This window comes from Flavivirga rizhaonensis, from assembly GCF_004791695.1.
Classification (GTDB): Bacteria; Bacteroidota; Bacteroidia; order Flavobacteriales; family Flavobacteriaceae; genus Flavivirga; species Flavivirga rizhaonensis.
Genome location: NZ_SRSO01000065.1, coordinates 1 through 1,388 on the forward strand (window position 1 = coordinate 1; position 1,388 = coordinate 1,388).

The window sequence follows — 1,388 nt, forward strand, 5'->3', positions numbered from 1 at the left end:
TCGCTACGGATCCGGACCTGAAGTCCTTAACCTTGCTAGCAACGGTAACTCGTAGGCTCATTATGCAAAAGGCACGCCGTCACCCTAATGGGCTCCGACCGCTTGTAAGCGTATGGTTTCAGGTTCTGTTTCACTCCCTTATTCAGGGTTCTTTTCACCTTTCCCTCACGGTACTAGTTCACTATCGGTCTCTCAGGAGTATTTAGCCTTATCGGATGGTCCCGACTGTTTCGCACAGGATTACTCGTGTCCCGCGCTACTCAGGATACCACTATCTCAACGTTCTTTACTTGTACGGGACTATCACCCTCTCTGGTCTGTCTTTCCAAACAGTTCTAATTCATCGCGCTTCGAATATCGTGGTCCTACAACCCCGGCATTGCCGTAACAATACCGGTTTGGGCTGATCCGCGTTCGCTCGCCACTACTAACGGAATCACTTTTGTTTTCTTCTCCTCCGGGTACTTAGATGTTTCAGTTCTCCGGGTTTGCTCCTCTTGCGAGGTGGCATATCTTCAATATGCCGGGTTGCCCCATTCGGATATCTGCGGATCAATTCGTGTGTGCCGATCCCCGCAGCTTTTCGCAGCTTATCACGTCCTTCTTCGCCTCTGAGAGCCTAGGCATTCCCCATACGCCCTTATTTAGCTTATTGTACTTTTTGCTTTTTTAATGAGTTACTTTCAATTAACTTGCGTTAACTGAAAATTGATTAATTATACATCGCTCGTTGTGAGTATAATTAACCCTAATATATTATTATAAAATTGGACGGATCCAATTCTACTTTTCATGTATCTTTTTTCAATATGTCAATGAACGTTTTTCCGTTTAAACGGAATCGTGGAGAATATCGGAGTCGAACCGATGACCTCCTGCGTGCAAGGCAGGCGCTCTAGCCAGCTGAGCTAATCCCCCGTTTGTGAAATTCAGAATCTTGAATTCAGAATTACGAATTTGGAGTGATTTGAATTCTCAACTTCTAAAATTTCCTTTCAATATGTTATGAACGTTCCCCTCTCAATCTCCCCAAAGGGGAGAAGTCTCGCCTCTCGGTTGTTGTCTCCTCCCCTGTGGGGAGGCCGGGAGGGGCTTCTTTTTTTGTAGTCTCAGGCAGACTCGAACTGCCGACCTCTACATTATCAGTGTAGCGCTCTAACCAGCTGAGCTATGAGACTCTTTAATAGTATGCAGTGTTCAGTCTTCAGCTTGCAGTAAATGCTTACTGTGGACTGAGTACTGGCTACTGCCTACTCATATCTTTTTTTAAATTAACAGCATCGAGAATAAACTATTCGTCATATTAGTTTTTTTGGTTTCCTTATCGGTCGTCTTTCTCTAGAAAGGAGGTGTTCCAGCCGCACCTTCCGGTACGGCTACCTTGTTAC

The 1,388-nt window shown here is 45.3% G+C and carries 2 tRNA genes and 1 rRNA gene; all 3 read right to left on the bottom strand.

The features are described 5' to 3' along the window. Positions 1 to 654, bottom strand: a 23S ribosomal RNA gene (locus EM932_RS20640); the annotation flags it as partial. 190 nt (positions 655 to 844) lie between these two features. Beyond that, positions 845 to 918: transfer RNA gene (locus EM932_RS20645), tRNA-Ala, on the bottom strand. Positions 919 to 1,104: 186 nt separating this feature from the next. Further along, a tRNA-Ile gene (locus EM932_RS20650) sits at positions 1,105 to 1,178 on the bottom strand. Positions 1,179 to 1,388 lie beyond the last annotated feature (210 nt).